At 71.3% G+C, this 14,527-nt stretch carries 13 protein-coding genes; 5 read left to right on the top strand and 8 right to left on the bottom strand.

The features are described from left to right. The 3 genes from ABT034_RS00065 to clpS all read right to left on the bottom strand — a co-directional run bounded on the left by ABT034_RS00065 (position 1) and on the right by clpS (position 2,639). Positions 1-1,428: an amino acid permease gene (locus ABT034_RS00065; protein ID WP_351209535.1), complete on the bottom strand. Its 1,428-nt coding sequence runs from the start codon at positions 1,426-1,428 to the stop codon at positions 1-3. Positions 1,429-1,749: 321 nt separating this feature from the next. After that, positions 1,750-2,334, bottom strand: coding sequence for a DUF2017 domain-containing protein (locus ABT034_RS00060; RefSeq protein WP_351209533.1), 585 nt, complete (start codon positions 2,332-2,334; stop codon positions 1,750-1,752). Beyond that, positions 2,334-2,639, bottom strand: a complete 306-nt coding sequence (gene clpS / locus ABT034_RS00055) for an ATP-dependent Clp protease adapter ClpS (RefSeq protein WP_073807902.1) — start codon at positions 2,637-2,639, stop codon at positions 2,334-2,336. The genes ABT034_RS00060 and clpS overlap by 1 nt, the downstream gene beginning before the upstream one ends. Before the next feature lie 100 nt (positions 2,640-2,739). Between clpS and ABT034_RS00050 the strand changes: the two genes are divergently transcribed. Then, positions 2,740-4,068, top strand: coding sequence for a nicotinate phosphoribosyltransferase (locus ABT034_RS00050; RefSeq protein WP_351209530.1), 1,329 nt, complete (start codon positions 2,740-2,742; stop codon positions 4,066-4,068). Between the two features lie 96 nt (positions 4,069-4,164). Next, a complete protein-coding gene (locus tag ABT034_RS00045) occupies positions 4,165-4,764 on the top strand; it encodes a nicotinamidase (RefSeq protein ID WP_351209528.1) in 600 nt (199 codons plus the stop codon). Between the two features lie 8 nt (positions 4,765-4,772). Here ABT034_RS00045 and ABT034_RS00040 read toward each other — a convergent pair whose 3' ends face one another. After that, a complete protein-coding gene (locus ABT034_RS00040) occupies positions 4,773-5,084 on the bottom strand; it encodes a hypothetical protein (RefSeq protein WP_351209526.1) in 312 nt (103 codons plus the stop codon). A 133-nt stretch (positions 5,085-5,217) separates the two neighbouring features. Next, entirely contained in the window at positions 5,218-7,680 is a 2,463-nt protein-coding gene (locus ABT034_RS00035; protein ID WP_351209524.1) for an immune inhibitor A domain-containing protein, read from the bottom strand. A 327-nt stretch (positions 7,681-8,007) separates the two neighbouring features. Here ABT034_RS00035 and ABT034_RS00030 point away from each other — a divergent pair, with 327 nt between their 5' ends. After that, positions 8,008-8,295 (top strand): hypothetical protein, encoded by a 288-nt coding sequence (locus ABT034_RS00030; RefSeq protein ID WP_351209522.1) that lies wholly within the window; start codon positions 8,008-8,010, stop codon positions 8,293-8,295. 54 nt (positions 8,296-8,349) lie between these two features. Here ABT034_RS00030 and ABT034_RS00025 read toward each other — a convergent pair whose 3' ends face one another. After that, positions 8,350-9,123 (bottom strand): RDD family protein, encoded by a 774-nt coding sequence (locus ABT034_RS00025; RefSeq protein WP_351209520.1) that lies wholly within the window; start codon positions 9,121-9,123, stop codon positions 8,350-8,352. A 78-nt stretch (positions 9,124-9,201) separates the two neighbouring features. Further along, positions 9,202-10,695 carry an RDD family protein gene (locus ABT034_RS00020; RefSeq protein WP_351209518.1) on the bottom strand — a complete coding sequence of 498 codons (1,494 nt, stop codon included), beginning with the start codon at positions 10,693-10,695 and terminating at the stop codon, positions 9,202-9,204. 310 nt (positions 10,696-11,005) lie between these two features. On the opposite strand from ABT034_RS00020, the gene ABT034_RS00015 reads away from it, so the two are divergent. Next, positions 11,006-11,497, top strand: coding sequence for an SsgA family sporulation/cell division regulator (locus tag ABT034_RS00015; RefSeq protein WP_351209516.1), 492 nt, complete (start codon positions 11,006-11,008; stop codon positions 11,495-11,497). Positions 11,498-11,529: 32 nt separating this feature from the next. Here ABT034_RS00015 and ABT034_RS00010 read toward each other — a convergent pair whose 3' ends face one another. After that, on the bottom strand, positions 11,530-12,897 hold the full coding sequence (locus tag ABT034_RS00010; RefSeq protein ID WP_351209514.1) for an FAD-binding oxidoreductase: 1,368 nt from the start codon (positions 12,895-12,897) through the stop codon (positions 11,530-11,532). A 98-nt stretch (positions 12,898-12,995) separates the two neighbouring features. Here ABT034_RS00010 and ABT034_RS00005 point away from each other — a divergent pair, with 98 nt between their 5' ends. Next, complete coding sequence (locus ABT034_RS00005; RefSeq protein ID WP_351209512.1) at positions 12,996-14,381, top strand: tetratricopeptide repeat protein; 1,386 nt, start codon at positions 12,996-12,998, stop codon at positions 14,379-14,381. The last annotated feature ends 146 nt before the right edge of the window (positions 14,382-14,527 follow it).

Raw genomic sequence — 14,527 nt, 5'->3', positions numbered from 1 at the left:
TCAGGACCGCTTGGCGAAGGCCGCGCCCTCGGGGTTGCGGGCCCTCAGGACCAGGTAGGAGACGCCCAGGATGAGGCCCCAGACCGGTGCGGCGTAGAGGGCGGTACGGGCACCCTCGTCGACGCCCATCATCACGATGACCATGCCGATGAAGAGGAGCGCGAACCAGCTGGTGTACGGGGCTCCCGGGGCCTTGAAGGTGGACTCGGGGAGCTCGCCGCGGTTCGCCTTGGCCCGGTAGCGGATCTGGCAGACCAGGATCATGATCCAGGCCCACATGCCGGAGATGGTGGCGAAGGAGACGACGTACTCGAAGGCCTTGCCGGGGGCGACGTAGTTGATCCAGACGCCGACGAGCATCAGGGACGCCGAGAAGGTCAGGCCGAGGAGCGGGGTGCCGTTCTTGGTGAGGCGGGTGAAGACCTTCGGGCCCTGGCCGTTGAGCGCGAGGTCGCGCAGCATGCGGCCGGTGGAGTACATGCCCGAGTTGCAGGAGGACAGGGCCGCGGTCATCACCACGAAGTTGACGATGGCGGCGCCGACGCCGAGGCCCATCTTCTCGAAGGCGGCGACGAACGGGGAGACGCCCGGCTGGAACTCGGTCCACGGGACGACCGACAGGATCATGATCAGCGCGCCGACGTAGAAGACGGCGATGCGCCACGGCACGGTGTTGATGGCCTTGGGCAGGACGGTCTTCGGGTCCTTGGACTCGCCCGCGGTGACACCGACGAGCTCGACGGCGAGGAAGGCGAACATCACGATCTGCAGGGTCATCAGCGTGCTGCCGATGCCGTTCGGGAAGAAGCCGCCCTGGTTCCACAGGTGCGCGACGGTGGCGGTGTCGCCGGCGTCGGAGAAGCCGATGGTGAGGATGCCGGCGCAGATCAGGATCATGCCGATGATGGCGGTGACCTTGACCATGGAGAACCAGAACTCCAGCTCACCGAAGAGCTTCACGGAGATCAGGTTGGCGCCGAAGAGGACGACCGTGAAGACCAGCGCGGAGATCCACTGCGGGATGTCCCACCAGTACGTCATGTAGGTGGCCGCGGCGGTGACCTCGGTGATGCCGGTGACGACCCAGAAGAGCCAGTACGTCCAGCCGGTCACGAAGCCCCAGAACGGGCCGACGAACTGGCGTGCGTACTCCGCGAAGGAGCCGGACACGGGGCGGTACATGAGCAGCTCGCCCAGGGCCCGCATGATGAAGAAGATGACCAGGCCCGCGATGGCGTACGCGAGGATCAGGCTGGGGCCTGCCTTGGCGATGGCCTTGCCGGCGCCGAGGAACAGGCCGGTGCCGATGGCACCGCCGATCGCGATCATCTGGATCTGCCGGGCGCCGAGGCCTCGCTGGTAGCCCTCGCCGCCGTCCACGGCCCCGTCGGTGCCGTCGTGCTGCTTGTCGACCTGCACAGAGGTCATGGTGGTGCGCCTTTCTCCATGCTGATCCGCGCGACTGCGTGTGCGTCTGCCGCGGATCAGATCCTGATCCCCCCGGATGTGGATGGAGTGCTACCGGCGGTCAGCCGGTCCAAGCGCCCTCGGGAACAGGGGTGGCGTCCCCGAGCGGTCGTGAAGATTTATCACGGGCTGGGACGCGATCGAGGGAGTTGCGGGTGGCGCACGTCATGGAAAACAGCAGGCAAAAGGGACACAAGATGGCGAAGCGGACGCTCTGATAACGCATTCGTTATCCGGATTTGAGCGTCCGCTGAGCGAACAACAGGGGGGATGCAGGCGTCCCTACGACATCAGGGTCTCGATGAGGGACTCCTGGAGCGCTCCCAGCCAGAGGTACGCCATCACCATCGGCTTGCGCGGGTCGGAGTCCGGCAGCCGGTACAGCTGCTCGCTCTCCTCGTCGTCGGTGACCTCAAGACGGGTCCCGATGGTCAGCCGGAGGTCGTTGAGCGCGCCGAGCCAGGCCCGGGCCTCGTCCGCGGTCAGCTTCAGGACCGCCCCGCCCTCGCCGGCCGCGTCGGCGGAGAGCGCGTCGAGGGCGCGCACCACGACGAGGGCGTCCTCGCGCTTGCGGGCCCGCAGGTCGTTCTCGGTGTAGCGGCGGAAGTCGGAGGCGGCCGCCCGCAGCTCCTCGCTGCCGTCCCCGTACGCGTCGGGGAAGAGGCGCTTGAGCGCGGGGTCGGACGGCGGCTTGCTCGGGCCCTCGGCGAAGAGCGCGGCCAGCGGGTCCTCGTCCTTGGCGGGCTCGTCGCCCGGTCCGATCAGCTCCATGAGCTGGACGGCGAGGGAGCGGAGGATGGAGATCTCGACGTCGTCGAGGGCGACGGCGGCGCCGCCACCGGGCAGGGCCTCGAAATGGCCGGCCATCAGAAGCGGTCCTGGGAGAGCGTCGCCCAGAGGCCGTAGCCGTGCATCGCCTGCACGTCGCGCTCCATCTCCTCGCGGGTGCCGCTGGAGACCACCGCGCGGCCCTTGTGGTGCACGTCGAGCATCAGCTTGTGCGCCTTGTCCTTGGAGTAACCGAAGTACGACTGGAAGACGTAGGTCACGTAGCTCATCAGGTTGACCGGGTCGTTGTGCACGAGGGTCACCCAGGGCACGTCCGGCTCGACGACGGCGGAGACCTCCTCGGCCGATTCCGTACGTTCGATCTCAATAGGCGCGACGCTCACTCACCCCATGCTGCCACCCCGGGGGGCCCGTCGCACAAACGGGTCACCCACTCGCCGCACTATTCGTCAGATTGACGATTTCTGCGCTAGCATCGCTGACATGAACGCTGCGGACCTTGGGCTGCCGGTGGACGTGCCGTCGACCGCGCTCTTCACCGATCAGTACGAGCTGACCATGCTCCAGGCGGCCCTCGCCGCCGGCACCGCCGACCGGCGCTCCGTCTTCGAGGTCTTCACCCGGCGGCTGCCCGAGGGGCGGCGCTACGGCGTCCTCGCGGGCGTCGGCCGGGTCCTGGACGCCGTCGAGAACTTCCGCTTCGACCCCGCCGTCCTCGGCTTCCTGCGCGAGCACGGCATCGTCGACGAGCCGACCCTGGAGTGGCTGGCCCGCTACCGCTTCTCCGGCGACATCTGGGGCTACCCCGAGGGCGAGGTGTACTTCCCCGGCTCGCCCGTGCTGCGCGTCGAGGGCTCCTTCGCGGAGTGCGTGCTCCTGGAGACCGTGATCCTCTCGATCCTCAACCACGACTCGGCCATCGCCGCCGCCGCCTCCCGCATGTCGGCCGCCGCCGGCGGGCGCCGCCTGATCGAGATGGGCGCCCGGCGCACGCACGAACTGGCGGCCGTCGCCGCCTCCCGCGCCGCGTACGTCGGCGGCTTCGAGGCCACCTCGGACCTCGCGGCCGGCTTCCGCTACGGCATCCCGACCGTCGGTACCTCCGCCCACGCCTTCACCCTGCTCCACGACAGCGAGCGGGACGCCTTCCGGGCGCAGGTCGACACCCTCGGGCGCGGTACGACCCTGCTCGTCGACACCTACGACGTCACCGAGGCCGTCCGTACCGCCGTGGAGGTCGCCGGGCCCGAGCTCGGGGCCGTCCGCATCGACTCGGGCGACCTGCTGCTCGTCGCCCACCGGGTGCGGGCGCAGCTCGACGAGCTGGGCGCGCGGGACACGAAGATCGTCGTCACCTCGGACCTCGACGAGTACGCCATCGCCTCGCTCGCGGCGGCCCCGGTCGACGCGTACGGGGTGGGGACGCAGCTGGTCACCGGCAGCGGCCACCCGACCTGCTCCATGGTCTACAAGCTGGTGGCGCGGGCGGCCTCGGCCGACCTCAAGGCGCCTCTCGTGCCGGTCGCGAAGAAGTCCCTGGGCGGCAAGGCCTCGGTCGGCGGCCGCAAGTGGGCGGCGCGGCGGCCCGACGCGTACGGGATCGCCGAGGCGGAGGTCGTGGGCACCGGGCCGGTGCCGCCGGAGCTCGCCGACCGGCAGCTCCTGGTCGAGCTGGTCAAGGGCGGTGACGTGGTGGCCAGGGAGCCCCTCGAAGCCGCCAGGTCGCGGCACATCGAGGCGCGCGCCGGGCTGCCGATGTCGGCGACGCAGCTCTCCCGGGGCGAGCCGGTGCTGCCGACGGAGTACGTGTAGAGGCCCCGAACGGAGGATCGGGACGCCCCCTCCCGGCGGGAGGTGGAAGTCTCTAGGCTCGAACCACCCCTCCCCGACCCGCTAAGGACACCCGCCATGCACCGCGCATTGATCGTTGTGGACGTTCAGAACGACTTCTGCGAGGGCGGCAGCCTCGCGGTGACCGGCGGCGCGGACGTCGCCGCCGCCATCACCGACCTGGTCGGCCAGACGGCGGGCAGCTCCTACCGGCACGTCGTCGCCACCCGTGACCACCATGTCGACCCGGGCGCGCACTTCGCCCCGGCCGGCGAGGAACCGGACTACGTCACGTCCTGGCCGGTGCACTGCGTGGCCGGTACGGAGGGCGTCGGCTTCCATCCGAACTTCGCGCCCGCCGTCGCCAGCGGGGCGATCGACGCCGTCTTCGACAAGGGCGCGTACGACGCGGCGTACAGCGGCTTCGAGGGGCGCGACGAGAACGGTCTGACGCTCGCGGAGTGGCTGCGCGAGCGGGAGGTCACCGAGGTGGACGTGGTGGGCATCGCCACCGACCACTGCGTGCGGGCGACGGCCCTGGACTCGGCCCGTGAGGGCTTCCGCACCCATGTGCTGCTCGACCTGACGGCGGGCGTCGCGAAGGAGACGACGGACCGGGCCCTGGAGGAGCTGCGGACGGCGGGCGTGGAGCTGACGGGCAAGCCGGTCGTCCCGTAGGGCGTCCGCTACGCGGCGGGTGCCCTGGGCAGGGACCGTACGGGGTGCCAGAGCTCCTGGGCGGCGCCCGGGTTCGATCTCCACAGCAGCCCGTCCGGGTGGTGCAGGACGGCCGTGACCTCGTCGGGGGTGGGGGGCTCGGAGTTGCCGCGGAGGTAGACCGCCCGCAGGCCCAGGTTCCGCAGCCGGGTCAGGGCGCGGGCGCGGTTCGCGGCGTGCACGAGGAAGCGGACGGTGACGCCGTCGCGGGCCGGGCTCGGCAGCCCTATCGCGACGACCACACTGCCTCCCGGCAACTTGCAGAACCCTCCGTTGGGCATGCGGAACCACTCCCCCGTGGATCGACTGTCAATAAGAACATCGGTCTGAAGCGTCAGACGCACCTAAACACGATCGGCCGCCGCCCGCTAGTGGGGCGACGGCCGATCATGCTTTGACCTGCGGATTTATCGATTACTTGGTCGAGGGACCCACGCGGACCGTGATCGTCTGGCCGTTCGACGGCTCCTTGACGACCTCGATCTTGGTGTTGGTGTCAGTTACCTTGACACCGGCCCGCTCGGTCTCCGGGTACCAGTAGGTGCCCTTGCGGTCGTCGAAGACCGGGTTGCCGCGCTGCGAGTTCACCCACGTCGGGACGTCCGCCTTGTGGAGCAGGAGGGAGTCCGTGCGGTAGGTGCCGAAGGTGGAGTCGTACGCCTGGACGCGGTTGCGCATCAGGGTGCCGTCCTTCCACTTCAGCGGGGTCGGGTGGGAGTCGACCGGAAGGATCAGGCCCTGGCCCGGGTGGACCGCGGTGTTGTTGTCCTTCTGGGAGAGGTCCCACTTCCAGATGAGCAGACCGTTCTGGTACGGGTAGTGCTCGACCCAGCTGGACTTCTCACCGGTGAACCCGAAGTTGTACGGGCCGACCTTGAGGGTGGCGTCGTACGAGACGTACTGGCGGTTCTCCGCGATGTAGTACTGCTCGTACTCCTTGGTGAAGCCCTTGCCGACCCGCGAGAAGCCCTTCGCGGTCCAGCCGTTGTCACCGTTCTCGGCGTTGTCCGAGAAGAGGGTGGCGCCGTCGGCGGTCAGGGTGATGGCGTCGGCGGTGAAGCCCTTGCCGCCCGCGCCGCCGTCCGTCTGGTAGCGGAAGCGGAGGTCGAACTTCTTGCCCGCGTAGGCGTCGAGGCCGTAGACGAGCTTCTTGTGGGTGCCGGAGACGTCGGTCAGCGCCGGGGCGCCGCTCGCGTCGCGCGGGAGGGCCACACCGTCGGCGGTGCCGTCGAGCGCGGTCCAGGTGGCACCGCCGTCGGTCGACGCCTCGGTGTAGAGGTAGTCGTAGTCCTTCTCGATGTCGTACCAGCCCTGGAGCGCCAGGGAGGCGGACGTCTTGCCCGTCAGGTCGACGGAGCGGGTCAGGGTGTTCTTGAGGTCGTCACCCATGTTGCTCCACCACTGCGTGGCACCCTCGGCGGGCGCGACGACATCGGTGGTGACCGGCTTCTTCGGCAGCTCGACGACGAGCGCCTGCGGGTTCTTGGTGTTGTACTCGGCCACACCCAGCTTGTGCGTGGAGTTCCACGCGCGGGCCTCGTCGGCCACCTTGGTGTAGTTGAGCCAGCCGAGCTGGAGCTTGTCCCAGGCGTTCATGTCGCCGGGCAGGTCGCCGATGGCGTCCTTGCCGCGGCCGAGCCAGGAACCGGACGACATGAGCGACCAGAAGCCGGTCGAGTTCTCGGCGCCGGGGCGGCCCGAGGTGTCGTACAGGTCCGGCAGGCCGAGGTCGTGGCCGTACTCGTGCGCGAAGACGCCGAGGCCGCCGTTCTCGGGCTGCATCGTGTAGTCGCCGACCCAGATGCCGGAGTCGCCGATCTGCGTGCCGCCGGCCTTGTTGTGGGCCGGGCCGGTCTTGCCGGCGTTGGTGCCGTACGCGTACCAGCGGTGGGCCCACAGGGCGTCGCCGCCCTGGGCGCCGCCACCGGCCGACTCGTCCTCGCCCGCGTGGACGATCTGGAAGTGGTCGATGTAGCCGTCGGGCTCGTTGAAGTTGCCGTCGGCGTCGAAGTCGTACCGGTCCCAGAGGTCGTACTGGGCCATGTCGGCCTTGATCTGGGCGTCGGTGCGGCCCTTGGCCTTCTGGTCGGCGACGAAGGCGGTGACGCCGTCGCGGACCGTGTCCCAGACGTTGGAGCAGTTGCTGCTGCCGCAGTAGTTCGAGCCGTAACGGGCCTCGTTGTACTCGACCTTGACCCAGTCGGAGACGCCGCCCTCGACCGAGTAACGGCCGGAGGAGGTCTTCTCCATGTAGGTCTTCAGCGACTGCTTGGGCTGTCCCTCGGCGTCCTTGCCGGTGCCGAAGTACAGGTCCTGGAAGTGCTGCTGGTCGTAGTCCGCCTGCCAGGCCGTGGAGTTGTCCTTCGCACGGTCCGGCTCTTCTATCTGGTTGTGCAGCGGGCCGGGCGTGCCGCCGAACTTCGGCTTCAGCTCGTCCGTGTCGTCGTCGGCGCGGTTCACCAGGGTGGTGGTGTCCACCTTGTCGCCGAACTCGACGAGGATCGTGAAGATCTTGTCGGTCTTCTCGCGGCCGAGCTCGACGTACTTCTTGCTGTCGAGCTTGACGACCTGCGAGCCGCCGCGGCGCTCGACCTTGGCCTCGCCGCTCAGCACCTGCTCCAGGGCAGCCTTGCGCTGCTGCTCCTGCTGCTTGCTGAACGGGCCTTCGAGGTCGTGGTCGACCGCCGTCTTGTCGACGCCGTGTCCGTGGCCGTGACCGTCGACCTCGGCGCCGGGCGCCGGGTCGTGGCGGACGTCGGCCGACGTCACGCCGTCGTTGTCGGCCCAGGCGGTGGTGAAGGTCGAGGCGGTGGCGGCGGTAGCCGCGAGCGCCACGACGACTGCGGACGTTCTGATCGCCCGTCGTCTGTTGGTCACTTGATGTAGTCCTCCCCGGCGCCCACGCTCGCGGACCGAAGGTGGGGTGTCCGTCCGGCGGGGTCGCGCGTCACAAGTGACGACATTTGACCGGAGGGAGACAAGAAAAGACAGATCTTGACTTGCGCACACCAACTGCACTATGCGGGAAGGAAATTCCGATTATCGGACGGATGAACGGCGCACACCGGCGGAAAATCGGGACTTCCGTGCCCCCGTGCGCCCCCCGTGCAACGGCACCGTGGGTAAGGTCACGCTTACCCGGCATCCGCCTTGGGCATCGAGCGTCGTAGAGTCGACCCGATGTCCGGAGGGACGGTACCCGTCATGCAGCGTCCGAACGCCGCGCAGCTCGCCTACGGTTCGGCCACCGTCGTCCTCGCGACCGTCGCCCTCCTGCTGCTCACCCGTACGACGACCACGCTGGGCATCACGGCGGTCAGCCTCGCCGGCCTGCTGCTCGGACTGTTCGTGGCGGTGACGATGCCGGGGCGGACGGCATCCGTCAAGGTCGCGGGGGGAGTTCCGGCGTCCGGGCGGCCCCGGCGGAACGAAGAGGTCCGGATACCGGCCGCGCGCGTGGGCGCGGGAGCCGATACCCGGACCGGTTCATGACCTGATCCCTCGTCCGTGGGCGCTCGTGCGCGCTCGGGTGCGCGCTCCGCGCGCTCACTGCGGGACGGAGACCACCACCGTCTTCGCCGCCTTGTCGTGCAGACCCTGCTTGTAGGGCTTGTCGATCAGGATCAGGATGAGGATGAGCAGCGGCCACAGGCAGGCGCAGCAGATCAGGGCGGGCAGCCACAGGACGACGGCACGCAGCAGCGACTGGCTCATCGGGGGCGTCGAGCCGTCGTTGAGCATCGCGACCCGCAGCTTCATCAGCTTCTTGCCGATGGTCTGACCGTTCCTGGCCGTCATCACCGTGTCATAGGCGACGTACGCGACGATCGTGATGAGCTGGAAGACCAGCTGGCTGCCGCCGTTCAGGCTGTTGACCGTGTCGCCGAAGTCGTTGCCGTTCTCCGTCGCCCGCGTGTAGATGTCGAACGGGATGCCGATGATCGCCAGCGGAATCGCGATGATCAGCCAGTCGATGATCCGGGCGAGGATGCGCCGGCCGGACTCGGCGAGCGGCGGCATCCCGGAGAGCGGATCCGTCCCGCCGTAGCCGGCGCCGTAGCCGCCCGCCCCGCCGCCTCCGCCGTACGGAGGCGGGGGCGGAGGCATGCCGTTGTCGTACGGGGAGCCGCCCGAGGGACCGTACGGGCTGCCGCCCGAGGGGCCGTAGGGGTTCCCGGGCGGGGGGCCTCCCGGGGGCGGCTGGTCGCCGCCGGACGACGGCGGGGGTTGGCCGGCGGAGGGCGGCGGGGGCTCCTGGGGCCTCTTGAGGAACGGGTCCTCCTCGGGCGGCTGGCCGGGCGGCGGCTGGTCGGTGCTCATGGGGGCAGTGCATCCCGGGCCCGGCGCCCCCGCAAGGAATCACCGCCCGTTCGGGGGACGCGGCGGTCCCCCGGCGGGTCAGCGCGCCACGAAGGTACGGGCCGCCTTGTCGTGCCAGCACTGGCGCCAGGGACGGTCGAACAGGCACCACAGGACGTTGAACACGCCGATGACCAGGAGCCCCAGGACGCTGTAGACGAGCCAGCGGCGCAGGGACGCGCCGAACCTCGGCGGCTGGTGCGCCTCGATGTCCCGCACCTCGATCCCGCACAGCTTCTTGCCGAGCGTGCGGCCCCAGCGGGCGGTGGGCAGGGCCTCGTACAGGACACCGAGGACGAACAGCGCGGCCAGCGCGATGCCGAACTGGACGGACGTCGTCCCGTCGAGCAGCCAGACCTGGACGGTGACGCCGGACTGCTTGGCCGCCTCGATCTTGCCGTCGATGTGGTCGAGGGCGGCGGTCACGAACGGGAACGAGGCACCGCCCACGAGCGCGCCGAGGACCACCGTGTCGATCAGCCGGGCCAGCAGCCGCCTGCCGAGACCGGCGGGACGGGCGGAGGCCTGCGCGCGGGCCGCCTGGACGAACAGGTCGTCGACGGGCGGCTTCCAGGGGACGACGGGCTGCTGCTGCTCCTGGGACTGCGGCTGGGCCGCTTGCTGAGGCTGGACCGCCTGCTGGGGCGGCTGGGGCTGTTGGGCCCAGGAGGGCGTGGCGGGGGCCGGGGCGGGCGCGTGCTGTACGGGGGCGGGCGCGGGCCGCTGCTGTACGGGGGTGGGCGCGGGGGCCGGGGCCTGGGCCGTCGCAATCGGCTCGGGAGCCGGCTGGGGTTGGGACCGGCGCTGAGGCTGGGACTGCGGTCGGGGCTCCGGTGCCGGGGTGGGCGTGGGCATCGGCGTGACCGGCATCCCGCCGAGTCGCGCGGCTCCCCCGGCCGTCCGGGGGTCGGCCGACCGCCCGGGGTCGGCGGCCGGCGTCTCCGCGGGTTCGGCGGGTTCGGCGGGTTCACTCGCACCGGCGACCGGCCACTCCGCCGGGGTACGCGGATCGGGAGTCCGGGGCGCGCCCCAGGAGACCTTCTGGTCGCGGTCGCCGCCGAAGCCGGTCTGGCGCGAGGTGTCCGCCTGCCACACGGCGGCGGGCTCCTGGGCGGCCGGCTCCTCGTCGAAGAAGACGGGCCCGGTCTCCTCCACCGCGGGTACGGGGGCGGGCGCGTGGGCCTGTGCGGGGACGTGCGCCTGTGCCTGGGCCTGGACGGGCCCCTCGGGCCGGGTCTCCCGTACGGGCTCGGGCTGCTCTTCCCGCTCGGGTTCTGCCCATGCGGGCTCCGGCTGGGCGGGCGCGGGCCGGGTGAGGACCGGCGCGGGCGCCGGGCCCGAGGCCAGGATCGGGCCGGCGGGGATCGTCGCGGCGGGCGGATGCGGGGGAACCTCGCCCTCCGAGGGGGCGGGCCGGCTCGTGCCGGGAACCCAGGCGCCCCCGTTCCAGTACCGGATGTACCCGGGAATGGACGGGTCCGGGTAGTACCCCGCCTGCGGTACCTCTCCGCCGCCTCCAGGAGGAGTAGCCACTGCCCCGACTCCGTTCAGTCACAACGCCCTTGAACCGCGCGGCCGCGTGCCGGGCGTGCCGCGCCCAAGGAGGACAGTAACGAAGAACGTCCCCGAGGGGAGAAGGAGCCCACGAGAAAGCCGCGCCTTCGGGCGACACGTACCGGAATCGATCACTCATGGTGATGTTCGGGCCGGTGCTCCCGCCGGGGTCCTGCCGGGAGAGGACTTCCCGGAAAAATTTTCCCGAAGTCGCGTAATGAACCGTGGGCACCGCGCTCTCTCCTGGTGAAGGCCCGCACGGGGCCGGTCCGCGAGAGGAAGTACGGCCATGCAGAACACCGACAACACCACGGTCGAGCGCGAGCTGGAGCTGAAGCTGGTGCTCTCGCCCGAGCGGGCTGTCCCCGTCCCCGCCCGGCTCGCCTACCGCACGGACGACCCGTACGCCGTCCACATCACCTTCCACGTCGGCACGGACCACCCCGTCAACTGGACGTTCGCGCGCGAACTGCTGGTCGAGGGCGTGTTCCGGGCGTGCGGGCACGGGGACGTACGGATCTGGCCCACGAAGGTCGACGGCCGCGGGGTCGTCCTGATGGCGCTCTCCTCCCCCGACGGCGACGCCCTGCTCGAAGCGCCGTCCGCGCAGGTGTCCGCCTGGCTGGAGCGGACCCTGCACGCGGTGCCGCCGGGCACGGAGTCCGAGCGCCTCGGTATCGACGACGGCCTCGCCGAGCTCCTGGCGACCACCGTGCTCACCGACGAGCTGTGGCTGCGCGACCCGTGGCCGTCGGACGAGTCGCAGGACGGCGAGCTGTGATTCCCGGCGCCGCGATCCCCGTACAGGTGCCGTCAGAACAGCTTTCCGGGGTTGAGCAGTCCCAGCGGGTCGAACGTGGCCTTGATCCCCCGCTGGAGTTCGAGGCCCACCGGCCCCAGCTCCCGTGCCAGCCACTCCTTCTTGAGGACGCCCACGCCGTGCTCGCCGGTGATCGTGCCGCCGAGCGCGAGCCCGAGCGCCATGATCTCGTCGAAGGACTCCCGCGCGCGCCGCGACTCGTCCTCGTCGGTGTGGTCGAAGCAGACGACGGGATGGGTGTTGCCGTCCCCCGCGTGCGCGCAGACGCCGATGGTGAGCCCGTACTTCTCCGCAACGGCCGCCGTGCCGTCGATCATCTCGGCGAGCCGCGTCCTCGGCACGCACACGTCGTCGATCATCGTCGCGGACTTGATGGTCTCCAGGGCCGTGAGGGAGAGCCGGCGCGCCTGGAGGAGGAGTGCGGACTCGGCGGCGTCGGCGGCCGGGACGACCTCGGTGGCGCCCGCCGCCGCGCTCAGCTCCCCGACGGCGGCCAGGTCGGCGGCCGGGTCCGGGGTGTCGAAGGCGCACAGGAGCAGCGCCTCCGTGGTGTCGGGCAGACCCATGCGCGCCAGCTTGTTGACGGCCTGGACGGTGGTGCGGTCCATGAGTTCGAGGAGCGACGGGGTGTGGCCGCGCTCCATGATCGTGCAGACGGCCGCGCAGGCGGCGGCCGCGGAGGGGAACTCGGCGGCGAGCACGAGCTGGGCGGGCGGCTGCGGCTTGAGCGCGAGGACCGCCTTCACGACGATGCCGAGGCTGCCCTCGGAGCCGACGAAGAGCCTGGTCAGGTCATAACCGGCGACGCCCTTGGCGGTGCGGCGGCCGGTGGTGAGGAGACGGCCGTCGGCGAGGACGACGTCGAGACCGAGGACGTACTCGGCGGTCACCCCGTACTTCACACAGCACAGGCCGCCGGAGGCCGTGCCGATGTTTCCGCCGATGGTGCAGGTCTCCCAGCTGGACGGGTCCGGCGGGTAGGAGAGGCCGTGTTCGGCGACGGCCCGTGAAAGCACCGCGTTGACGACACCCGGTTCGACGATGGCGATCCGGTCGACCGGGTTGATCTCCAGGATCCGGTCCATTCGAACCAGGGAGAGCACGATGCAGCCCTCGGAGGCGTTGGCGCCTCCGGAGAGGCCCGTGCGGGCTCCCTGGGGGACGACGGGGACGCGGAGTTCGGTCGCGGTGCGCATGACGTGCTGCACCTGCTCGACGGTGCGCGGGAGCACGACGACCGCGGGGGTGCCGGACTCGCAGAAGCTCGCCATGTCGTTCGCGTAGGAGGCGGTCACGTCCGGGTCGGTGAGCAGCGCCTCGGCGGGTAGCCCGGCGCGCAGCCGCGTCAGAAGATCGTCCATGGTTCCAGCCTGGCACCCGGGGCCAACGGTGTGAACCCGCCGGGGCGGGCGCTTCGTGTGCTCTTCGTACAGGTGGACGCGGGCGCACAGTGAGCGCCATGAAGACGCAGAACGTGTCGAGGACGGTCCTGGCGGCCGGAGTGGGCGCGGTGCTCGCGGCGACGGCGCTGCTGTACGTCCCCGAGTTCGTCGGCCAGGGCCCGCCGGCCCCGCCGGGTCCGGCGGAGCGGGCGGTGATCGCGGCCCACGCGGGCGCGCAGGCCGCGCTGCCGGATCTGGCGGCGCTGATCACCGACCGGGAGAAGTGGCTGCGCGGCCATCCGGGCGACGACGCGTCCTGGGCGGAGCTGGGGGCGGCGTACACGGAGCGGGGGACGCGGCTCGGTGACGTACGGGACTATCCGCGGGCCGAGCGGGCGCTGCGGCGCTCCCTGGCCGAACGGCCCGCCGAGCGCGGCAATCTGGCGGCGCAGTTGGGCCTGGGGGCGCTCGCGGGGGCGCGTGGCGACTGGAGGACGGCGAAGGAGTGGGGCGAGCGGGTGCGGAAGGCGGATCCGAAGCGCTGGCCGGTGTACCCGGTCCTGATGGACGCGTACAACGGTCTCGGGGAGTACGGGGCGGCGCAGAAGGCGATGGAGACCCTGGAGGGGCTCCACGCGGGCGCGTTGGTGCGGACCCGGGCGTCGGGGACCTACCGCGACCGGGGCTGGCGGGAGGACGCCGACGCGGCGGCCCTGGACGCGGCGGCGCTCGCGGAGACGGACCCGGACAGGGCGGCGGCGCTCGCCCGGCTCGGGGACCTGGCGTGGGAGCGGGGCGAGCCGGAGGAGGCGCTGGCGCGGTACGGGTCGGCGCTGCGGCTCGTACGGGACCACGGGCCGTCGCTCGCGGGCCGGGCGCGGGCGCTCGCGGCGCTCGGCCGCACCGACGAGGCGCTGCGCGACTGGCGGGCCGCGCTGGCGAGGCTGCCGCTGCCGGAGTACGTCCTCGAGGCCGGCGAGCTGTACGAGTCGCTGGGCCTTGAGGGGGACGCGCAGGCCCTGTACGAGCGGCTGCGGACCGGTACGTGGGCGCGTGGGGAGGTGGCCCTGGCGCTGCTCGACGCGGACCACGGCGATCCGGCGGCGGCGGTGACCCGGATGCGGGCGGAGTGGGCGCGGGGGCACCGCTCGGTGGCGGTCGCGGACGCGCTGGGGTGGGCGCTGTACCGGGCGGGGCAGCCGAAGGAGGCGCTGGAGTACGCGAAACGGGCGACGGAGGAGGGGGTGCGGAGCGCGCTGTTCACGTACCACCGGGGTGAGATCGAGCGGGCGCTTGAGCAACACGGCCCGGCGCGGCGGCACTTGGCGGAGTCGCTGCGGATCAACCCGACCTTCTCACCGCTGCTGGCGCGGGAGGCGGCGGAGTCACTGGCAACGGTGGGCGAACCACCACCGGGCCCCCCGAAGGACCTCGCGCCGCCGACGGCGCGGCCGAGGGGGTGAGACCTGGGTTGCGGCCGGCCGCCCCGCCGGGTTGTGGGCAGGCGTTCCGCAGGGCGGAACGGGTGGGCACAACCCACGACGGCGCCGCACCCGTGGTGCACGTCCAGGCCCGGAAGCCTAGGCCCGGCAAGGGGGCGCCGTCCCGT

This window comes from Streptomyces sp. NPDC002773 (genome assembly GCF_040295605.1).
GTDB lineage: Bacteria > Actinomycetota > Actinomycetes > Streptomycetales > Streptomycetaceae > Streptomyces.
Note: the sequence above shows the minus strand (reverse complement) of the source record. Positions and strands in the feature narration are given on the sequence as shown.